9 protein-coding genes are annotated in these 9,658 nt (G+C 51.2%); 5 read left to right on the top strand and 4 right to left on the bottom strand.

Annotated elements, in window-relative coordinates:
• The 3 genes from truB to H6F80_RS12640 all read right to left on the bottom strand — a co-directional run.
• Positions 1-781 (bottom strand): tRNA pseudouridine(55) synthase TruB (truB, locus tag H6F80_RS12650; protein ID WP_190791900.1); only part of this gene is annotated, 781 nt, incomplete at its 3' end.
• 290 nt (positions 782-1,071) lie between these two features.
• Positions 1,072-2,061 carry a heme o synthase gene (locus tag H6F80_RS12645; protein WP_190791899.1) on the bottom strand — a complete coding sequence of 330 codons (990 nt, stop codon included), beginning with the start codon at positions 2,059-2,061 and terminating at the stop codon, positions 1,072-1,074.
• Between the two features lie 80 nt (positions 2,062-2,141).
• Positions 2,142-3,143 carry a COX15/CtaA family protein gene (locus H6F80_RS12640; protein WP_242067325.1) on the bottom strand — a complete coding sequence of 334 codons (1,002 nt, stop codon included), beginning with the start codon at positions 3,141-3,143 and terminating at the stop codon, positions 2,142-2,144.
• Between the two features lie 1,224 nt (positions 3,144-4,367).
• On the opposite strand from H6F80_RS12640, the gene H6F80_RS12635 reads away from it, so the two are divergent.
• From H6F80_RS12635 to H6F80_RS12615, 5 genes are all read left to right on the top strand, one after another.
• Positions 4,368-5,357, top strand: a complete 990-nt coding sequence (locus H6F80_RS12635) for a cytochrome c oxidase subunit II (RefSeq protein WP_347277871.1) — start codon at positions 4,368-4,370, stop codon at positions 5,355-5,357.
• Between the two features lie 46 nt (positions 5,358-5,403).
• Entirely contained in the window at positions 5,404-7,104 is a 1,701-nt protein-coding gene (ctaD, locus tag H6F80_RS12630) for a cytochrome c oxidase subunit I (protein ID WP_190791898.1), read from the top strand.
• 27 nt (positions 7,105-7,131) lie between these two features.
• The gene (locus H6F80_RS12625; protein ID WP_190791897.1) at positions 7,132-7,755 is read left to right on the top strand and encodes a cytochrome c oxidase subunit 3; all 624 of its coding nucleotides are present in this window, start codon (positions 7,132-7,134) and stop codon (positions 7,753-7,755) included.
• Positions 7,756-8,008: 253 nt separating this feature from the next.
• On the top strand, positions 8,009-8,836 hold the full coding sequence (locus H6F80_RS12620; RefSeq protein ID WP_190791896.1) for a tetratricopeptide repeat protein: 828 nt from the start codon (positions 8,009-8,011) through the stop codon (positions 8,834-8,836).
• A gap of 140 nt (positions 8,837-8,976) precedes the next feature.
• Entirely contained in the window at positions 8,977-9,258 is a 282-nt protein-coding gene (locus H6F80_RS12615; RefSeq protein ID WP_190791895.1) for a hypothetical protein, read from the top strand.
• 217 nt (positions 9,259-9,475) lie between these two features.
• On the opposite strand, the gene psaD is transcribed toward H6F80_RS12615, so the two are convergent.
• The coding region (gene psaD / locus H6F80_RS12610) for a photosystem I reaction center subunit II (RefSeq protein ID WP_242067324.1) at positions 9,476-9,658 on the bottom strand (183 nt) is incomplete at its 5' end.

The raw sequence follows: 9,658 nt of genomic DNA, 5'->3' as shown, positions 1-9,658 counted from the left end.
GCTCAATCTGGATTTGCTCCAGAGACAGCCGCTTTCCCTGCGACCAGGCTAACGTTTGGTCAGAATTAAGAACCGCGATCGGCATTTGACCCAGAGCGATCGATGGCGGCATGAGAGATAAGGCATTTGCTTCCATTTGAGCCGCAACCGCTTCTAGCGAAAGGCTGTCCTGCAAAAAAAAATCGCTGCTGCGCGTTCTTAGCAATTTTGCCAGCGTTCCCCCGGTTCCCAAAACATCACCTAAATCTCGCGCAATCGATCGAATATACGTTCCCGTGCCGCAGTCGATCGCCAGATCTAATTCGGGATACTCGCCCGGTCGCCAATCAAGAATTTCGAGCCGATCGATTTGCACTGTTCGCACTGGAGCCTCAACGGTCTCGCCCGATCGCGCCAGCTCATAAAGCCGTTTACCCCCAACCTGAATCGCGCTATAGCTGGGCGGAATTTGGGCGATCGTGCCCTGAAATTTGGGCAGAGCTGCCTTTACCTGATCCTGCGTGAGTCCAGAGGCATCAAACTGGGATAGAACTTCCCCTTCCAGATCATCGGTTGTGGTTCGCAGCCCAAACCGAACTGTAGCTCGATAGGATTTTTGGTGGCTGAGATATTGCAGCAGGCGAGTCGCTTTTCCTACGGCGATCGGCAATACGCCTGTCGCTGCGGGATCGAGCGTGCCCCCATGACCAACCTTTTTGGTTCGCAGCAGTTTCCGTAGACGAGCAACGCAGTCGTGAGAAGTGAGTCCGGCAGGTTTGTTGAGGTTGAGGAAGCCGTGCATGGGGAGGGGGCGAATAAGGGCGGTGGAGAGGAGGAGAGGGGGATAAGGAAGCTGATATAGTTTACTGTTTGCGAGAGGCGATCGGCTGATCCCGTGATTTGGGGATTGGACAAGGACAGCACAACAAAGAAACAAAAAACCAGAAAAAAGACAAGAAAAAGGTGGGGTGTCCCACCTCTGTTTGTTCGATCATGTCAAGCAAACCTGTTATTTCAGCCGATTGTTCAAGCTTGCAGGTACTTCTGCGCTCTGCAATTCCAAATTGCGACTTTACAAATGGCGAATGAGTATTACAGGCTCAGGTGAATGGGCAGGCTGCTAATTACCGTGTTCAGGTTTTCGGCGATCGTGCTGGTGATTTCCTGGGTAATAGGCAGACTATCGATCGCCATGCCTGCGGAGAGCAGCATCAGATAAAGAATGGAGTATTTGAACAGCGATCGGGCGGCTTGCTGATCCATCGGGTCTTTGAGTACTTCCCAGGCTTTAGCAAGAAAGAGTCCGCCGAGGGCGAGGGCGACGATCGCGTAGAAGGTTCCCATGACGTGCAGGGGGTAGACTAGCAGCAGCGTGACCGGCAACATCAGCAGCGTGTAGAGCCAGATTTGTTTTGCGGTTGCTTCGCGTCCGGCGACGACGGGCAACATCGGAACGCCGACTTTGGCATAGTCTTTCTCGATCATCATTGCCAGTGCCCAGAAGTGGGGCGGAGTCCAGAAAAAGACGATCGCAAAAAAGACCCAGGCTGCCCAGCTCAAATCACCTGTAACGGCTGCCCAGCCCACCAGAGGCGGAATCGCACCTGCCGCCCCGCCAATCACAATATTCTGGGTGCTATGTCGCTTTAACCAGTGGGTGTAGACCAGGACGTAGGTGACAATCCCGGACATCGCTAGGCAGGCACTCAGCAGATTGGCAAACACCGTCAGCAGCGTAAAGGAAGTGACGGCTAAACCGATCGCAAACAGCAGCGCGTGGAGCGGCTGAATTCGACCCGATGGCAGGGGACGATGGCGCGTCCGTTCCATTTCGTAGTCGATATCGCGATCGTATAAACAGTTGATCGTATTGGCGGAAGCGGCTGCCAGTGTGCCGCCTAGCAGAGTCACCAACAGCAGGAAGGGATCAACTTTGCCTTCTGCCGCGATCCACATACTGCCTGCGGTGGTGATTAACAGGAGAACAATAATCCGAGGTTTGGTCAGTTGCCAGTAACTCTGCATCACCTGCCAGAGGTTTTGGTGGTGTCTATGAGTTTCTGTCCAGGTGGTCTGTTGCATTACTTTTGAACCTGTATCGAAAAAGGAATGAAGGATCGGGGTGGAGGGGTGAGGAGATGAGGAGGTAAAGGGATAAAGGGTTAGGCAGGCTGGATGAAGTCGTTTTGCAGTGGAGTTGGAACTGGCTTTCGATCGCGGAGTCCCAGCACAGTAAAGCAAACCAGTGATCCGAGCAGCGAGGCTCCGACCATTTGGTGGGCGATCGTCAGCAGTTCGACCTGGAGGTGCAGTCGGAAGGTGGCAAAGCCAAGGGTCAATTGCAGCAGCAGCAGTAGTCCGACCAGGTTAGAAATTTGCCGGAGCGATCCGCTGAGGGCAGGCGTGCGCCATGCAGCAATCACAACTGCCAGCGTTATTAACGTAGCGGGAATAATGCCAAGCAGATGAATATTCATGACGCTACAAAGCTGGGTCACCACAAGACACTGGTGCAGTGCCCAGCGCGAACCCACCAGCGCACCCGAAATACTCTGGAGATAAATCAGAACGGCTGCCGTCAGACTGAGCCAGGGTAGCTTACCGACCGTTCCCGTGGGCTGATGGGGCAAAAGCAGTGTTCCCATCACCAGCAGCGTCATAAAGAAGGCGAGTGCCGTTCCCAGGTGGGCAGTCACAATATCAAACCGCAGCATCTCTGTTACGGTCAGTCCACCCAGTACGCCCTGAAACAGAATCAGACCTAGCGCGAGGGTGGCAACCCAGGGAGTCCAGCCGGGTAATGCCTGACGCTTCCACCAGGAGTAGCCGACCAGGACGATCGCCAATAGCCCAATCAGCGCAGCATCCAGGCGATGAATCCACTCCAGGAACACCTGAAGATTCATTTGCTGAGCCGGAAACAGCGTGCCGTAGCACAGGGGCCAATCGGGACAGGCCAGTCCGGCATTCATCACGCGGGTCGCGCTGCCGATCGCCATCAGGACTAGCGTTGCGATCGCCATTTTCCAGACCAGGCGGCGGACTCGGTCCTGGGGCGTGAAACGCGGTTGAGCCGTGGGTTTTTCGGTTGGGGGTTCAGGGACTTCTGAATGAATCGGGATGAGCATATCTGATTTCAGTTCTGGGTGGAGGGAATCAGGCATTTGCCATATCTCCTCTTCGCATTAAAACCATTAAGCTTAAGGAGAGAAATAAGACTAAATGCAGATTTTGCAGCATGATCTGCCAAAAGATAGATCGCCACCAAGCCATAAGAGAGAAGCTTGATGCTGACCAATATGTAATGTTGTGAAATTAAATTCTTGAACCTTACCCTTATATCAGTTTTTCGATTCGTCAGCGACGACGGCTGCAAACGGTGAAATCCGCTTTAGGCTGCTGTAGTCTCTACTGTAGATAGACAAATCTTGAAAGAGCAAATGCTTCGGAATTTCTTTTGATTCTTGAGATGAAAAATTTAACACAAATGCTTAAGGAACGATCGCTTCTCACTCTTCCAGGCTTGGCAACGAAGATTGCTCTGGATTATTCTGTCAATGAATTACTTCGACGGCAGAACAATTTTAGCGAGGAAATTATCTGAATGATCGTTTGGGGTCAGGCGAATGGAATACCAATCAAAAAACTTGGTCTATAGAATGATGGGTGCTATTGCTAGCCATACGACCGAGACGAAAATGCACAAGTAATGCAGAAACTTTGACTCGAATTTCTACTAGTGATGTTTCCACCAATGATGTTAGAGTGCGGTAGTGATGCGGGATCAGGGTAGAGTCTACTCTTTCCCTTGTCTCTAACTTTCTCCATTCTAGCGATTCAAACTTGATTTATCTGGATTTAGATTTAGATTCAGACCTGGATTGAGAACCGATTTTGAAAGGTTTCCTTGGCGATCGACTTCAGGCACAGATTCAGCAAACATGATCCCAAAGAAAACATTAAGAGTTAATGCAACTGGTTCGGTTATTACGGTTCGGTCGAGTGCCTATTGGATCTGTAATTTCTTTAGCAACTTATTAGTTTTTGAGTTGGTTAAAAGAAGAATCTTTCGCTAACGTGGGAGTTGGGCTATGTTTCAGCGTTTTAACCAGTTAATCTTGCTAAGCGTCACATTGAATCTTGCCGTCGCAACATAAGAATTCCTCACATCAGAGTTCTCGACATCCCGATTTGAGATCCAAAGGCTCGGCTCCATTTCCTGATTTGAAGCGTTGAACATCTTTCTCCAACCATCATAGTCATTCCTAAAGTGGTCATTCCTGAAATGGTTATCCCGTAAATAGTTATTCCTGAAATGGTTATCCCGTAAATAAAGTGGTGATCCCGTTAATGACTATGTATCTGTTCTCCTACTCTCCTGACTCACCGTGAAAAACATTCCGAATAGTATCCTGACGATGCTGGCTGGCATTGCACTAACGCTGGTGAGCATCTGGTATGGACAAAATCATGGATTGCTCCCCGTTCAGGCTTCCGACGATGCCAGAGTAATCGACGGGCTATTCAACACAATGCTGGTTGTGGGAACCGGAATCTTCCTGCTGGTGGAAGGCACGATTATTATCAGTGCCATTCGCTTCCGTCGCCGTAAGGGAGACACCACCGATGGTCCACCGATCGCTGGAAACATCACTTTGGAAATTGTCTGGACGGCGATCCCGGTGTTTATCGTCCTGTTCCTCAGCGTTTACAGCTTTGATGTCTACCGCAATATGGGTGGCTTTGATCCCGACGCGATCGAGGGTACACCAGAAGTGCAGGTGGCAATGGCAGATACCGATATGGCAACGCCGATCGTCGATGGACAGCAAAGCCATAAGACCCATTCCATGCATCATCATTTAGCCCTTGGCGTTGGGGCAGACCCCTCTACAGAGGGCAAAGAGCCTGACCTGAGCGTTGATGTAATGGGGCTTCAGTACGCCTGGATCTTTACCTATCCAGAAAGCGGCGTGACTTCGGGAGAACTGCACATCCCCGTGAACTCTGACATTAAGCTGACGATTAAAGCGCAGGACGTGCTGCACGCCTTTTGGCTGCCTGAGTTTCGTCTGAAGCAGGACGCGATCCCCGGTCAACCTGCCGAGCTGCGATTCCAGCCCAGATTGGAGGGCGAATACCCGATCGTCTGCGCGGAACTCTGCGGACCTTACCACGGCGCAATGGGTGCGAAGCTCTACGTCGAAAGCCAGGAAGCGTTTGATCAGTGGCTTCAGTCCCAGGTGGTCGCTCAAAAAGAGGGCGATCAAACAGTGGCGAGTTTGACCGATCGCACGGATGCTGACCGGTTGGCTCCTGTCGCTGCCGAGCTTGGCGTCACTGCCGAAACCCTGAAGTCGCTTCAGCCTGCGGCTTAATGTTCTTTCCTTTTTCTTGTTGGTCTTTTTATTGGCAACCGAGCTTATGACAAACGCAGAAATGCCAATCACTGCAAATTCTCCAGCCGTTGAGCAACACGGGCACGGCAAGTCCGAGCGTCGCTTGCGGGACTACTTCAGTTTTAATACGGACCACAAAGTGATCGGGATTCAGTATCTCGTCACTTCGTTTATCTTCTATTTGATCGGCGGCGTGATGGCAGACATCATGCGAACCGAACTGGCAACGCCTGCTTCTGATCTGGTTCCGCCAGAGCTGTACAACAACCTGCTGACGCTGCACGGCACGATCATGATCTTTATGTGGATCATTCCTGCCGGAGCGGGGCTGGCAAACTACTTAATTCCGCTGATGATTGGGGCGCGAGACATGGCGTTTCCCAAGCTGAATGCCCTCGCTTTCTGGATGATTCCGATCGGCGGCATTCTGCTTGTGGGTAGTTTGCTGGTCGAGGCTCCGCAGGCAGGCTGGACATCCTATCCGCCCCTCAGTATCGTCAGCGGCAAAGTGGGTGAAGGCATCTGGATCTTTAGCTTGCTGATCCTGGGAACCTCCTCGATCCTGGGTGCGATTAACTTCCTGACGACCATCCTGAAGATGCGCGTCCCCAGCATGGGCTTAAACGATATGCCTGTGTTCTGCTGGTCAATGCTGGCAACGTCGGGCTTGGTTTTGCTTTCGACCCCCGTTCTGGCAGGTGCGCTGATTCTGCTGGCGTTTGATTTGCTGGTGGGCACGGCATTCTTCAATCCGCTGGGCGGCGGTGATCCGATCGTTTATCAGCACATGTTCTGGTTTTATTCCCATCCGGCGGTGTACATCATGATCCTGCCGCTGTTTGGAGCGATCTCAGAAATCATTCCGATTCACTCGCGCAAACCGCTGTTTGGCTATCGAGCCGTCGCGTATTCCAGTATGGCGATCGCTTTCCTGGGGCTAATGGTCTGGGCGCACCATATGTTTACCAGCGGCACTCCGGCATGGCTGCGCATGTTCTTTATGATCACGACGATGGTAATCGCTGTACCCACCGGGATCAAGATCTTTAGCTGGCTTGGCACCATGTGGGGCGGCAAAATTGCCCTCAATAGCGCGATGCTATTTGCGATGGGCTTTGTGGGGATGTTTGTGATCGGCGGCATCAGCGGCGTGATGGTCGCATCCGTTCCGTTTGATATCCACGTTCACGATACCTATTTCATCGTGGCGCACCTGCACTATGTGCTGTTTGGCGGCAGTGTGTTTGGCATCTTTGCGGCAGTCTATCACTGGTTCCCGAAGATGACCGGACGCATGATGAACGAAACGCTTGGGAGAATTCACTTTGCCCTGACGCTGATCGGCATGAACCTCACCTTTATGCCCATGCACAAGCTTGGCATGATGGGCATGAACCGCCGGATTGCCATGTACGATCCGCGCTTTACGTCGCTGAACCAAATGGCAACCGTGGGAGCTTACATTCTCGCCGTTTCCACCTTTCCCTTCTTGATCAATGCGATTTGGAGCTGGTGGAAAGGCAAACCCGCAGGCGATAACCCCTGGAATGCGCTGACGCTGGAATGGATGACGACTTCTCCTCCGGCGATCGAAAACTTCGAGGTGCTGCCCGTCCTGACGCATGGTCCTTATGACTACGGCGTTGACCCAGAAGTGGACAACCGCGAAAACGAGCCGCCACTTACGTCGCCTCAGCTTCAGCCTGACTCTTCGCCTCTGTCTTAACCCTAGACCCTAGCAACTGGAGACTCTATGCAAGGATCAATCGAAGGAACGGCTGTCGATCGGGTTGGACAGCACTACGACACCCCCAGCGCAGCCGCCCACGAAGAGCATCCCGACTTCCGCATTTTTGGGATCATCGTTTTTCTGGTTGCAGAAAGCATGATCTTCCTGGGGCTGTTTGTGGCCTATCTCACCTTCCGCGCGGTTTATCCGAATTGGCCCCCTGAAGGTACGCCGGAACGGGAACTGCTGCTGCCCGGAATTAACACCATTTTGCTGGTGTCGAGTAGTTTTGTAATTCACAACGCTGACACTGCCATCAAGCAAAACAACGTTGCTAAATTCCGCGCCTGGTTTGCAGCTACAGGGCTGATGGGCGTCATTTTCCTGATCGGTCAGCTCTACGAATATTTTCACCTGGAATTCGGGCTGAAAACAAACCTCTACGCCAGTACCTTTTATGTGCTAACAGGCTTCCACGGTCTGCACGTTTTGTTCGGGCTGGTGCTGATTCTGTCAGTATTGTGGCGATCGAGAAACCGCGCCCACTATTCCAGCGAACATCACTTTGGCATCGAAGCGGCTGAACTCTACTGGCACTTCGTTGACGTGGTGTGGGTGGTTCTCTTTGTCCTGCTTTATCTGCTTTAGAACCATTGCCTGATCATTTATTTGAGGAATGTTTAACATTCTGTATTGCCCCTTATTACCCCCTAAATCATTCATAAACGGGGGACTTTGAAACTCGAAGCAGGCACAGTCAGATGTAAAAACATTTGCAAAAATAAAGGGATGGAGGTTTATTCACATAACCTTCGCCCTTTTTTTTGATTCCTCCCCTTACTCCTTTTCAATTACCCGCCGCATCTCCCCATCCCCTCACTCCATTACCCCTCACCACACTATGGGCACTTCTCTCGACATCAATACCACCAATTTCGATACTGAAGTCGTTCAGGCGTCCTACGATTGCCCCGTTCTCATTGATTTCTACGCAACGTGGTGCGGTCCCTGTCAGATGCTGAAGCCAATGCTGGAAAAGCTGGCGCAGGAATATAATTTTGTGCTGGCAAAGGTAGACATTGATCAAAGCCCGGAGTTGGCGAATCAGTATCACGTTGAAGGTGTGCCGGATGTGCGAGTGGTGAACCAGGGAGAAGTGCATCCCGGATTTGTGGGAGTGTTACCTGAGCCGAAACTGCGTCAGTTGCTTGCAAACCTGAATTTGAAGTCTGAGCTGGATGCCGGACTCGACGCGATTCGCGTAGCAATGGCAGCAAGCGAAGTCGAAGAAGCGAAGGTATTATTTGCGCGGCTCATTGAGAAATATCCCAAGAACGGCAAGCTGGTGATTTCTGCCGCACGGTTCCTAATGGGTCAGGGCAAGCAAGAGTCTGCCGAAAAGCTGCTGAGCAATATTCAGGAAAACGAAAAGCCCTTTTATGCTCAGGCAAAGGCACTGCGAGATCTGGTGCAGCTTCAGCAGGAAGGTCAGGAAATGCCTGATACCGATCAAACCGATCGCGATCGCGCCTTTTTTACAGCAGTCAATCAGGCGTTGCAGGAAGACAACGAAGCCGCGCTGGAAGGTTTTTTGGCGATCGTGGCTCAGAGCCGCAAATATCGCAATGACGGGGCCAGAAAAGCGATGCTGCTGGTGTTTGAACTGATGGGCGACGAGCATCCCCTCACGCCGGTTTATCGCAAGAAACTGGTGCAGACGCTGTATTAATTCGACAGGATTCGCTTTGATAAGATTAGCTTTGACAGAATCCGCTTGACAGGAGCCGGCATTGCTGAATGGAAATCGGATTCTTGGATAGAAAGTTCTCTGCTAGGGTCGGTTTCTAAAACCCCCTTCAAAATTCATACATGGGATCAGCAACGTGCTGTGAGACGATCGCAGCAGAATTCAGACAAAACAATGCAAAAGGGATTTCCATCTACTGCGATATTCGAGATGTCTTTGCCTCGTATTTGAAGCAGCAGGAAAAGCCGTTTGAGTCGCTCTGGAACGAGGGATTCGTCGAAACCTGTTTGATTACTACGATCGAGAAATTCTGCTGCACATCAATCACATTCGATCGGGAAAGCTTAGACAATGGCAGCAAGATCTTGCTGCGAATCAAGCTGCACAGATTCAAGCAAAGGTAAACGAATGGTGTGTAAACCATCGCATTGATCCAGAAATTTTTCTATAGGATTGAAACTTTGGTAGCGTGGGGGAAGCGGTTTGAACAGTTGCGATCGTCACTTAAACTTCTAGCCGCTAATGCTGCAGAAAACTCGGCTTCCTATGGTTTCAAATTAGAAGAAACAAAAAAAGAGCAGACGAATCTGCTCCCAAATTTATCTTTCGGTGAATGCAACGCTACGAATCGTAGGTGTTTTTGCCCGTGAACTTGAGTGATGCAGCTTCAGGATTTTGACCGATACTGCGATCGTTCTTACCGAAGTAAGTCCGTCCCTGGTTCACCTTCTCAGGGAAGACTCCATCCGACGGGTGGAGATACTGGATCTCGCCGTTCGCATAGATTCGGTAGATTTTGAAGTT

Origin of the sequence: Leptolyngbya sp. FACHB-711 (genome assembly GCF_014695615.1) — a bacterium.
Taxonomy (GTDB): domain Bacteria; phylum Cyanobacteriota; class Cyanobacteriia; order Elainellales; family Elainellaceae; genus Leptolyngbya_A.
This window is presented reverse-complemented; position numbering and strand designations above follow the sequence as displayed.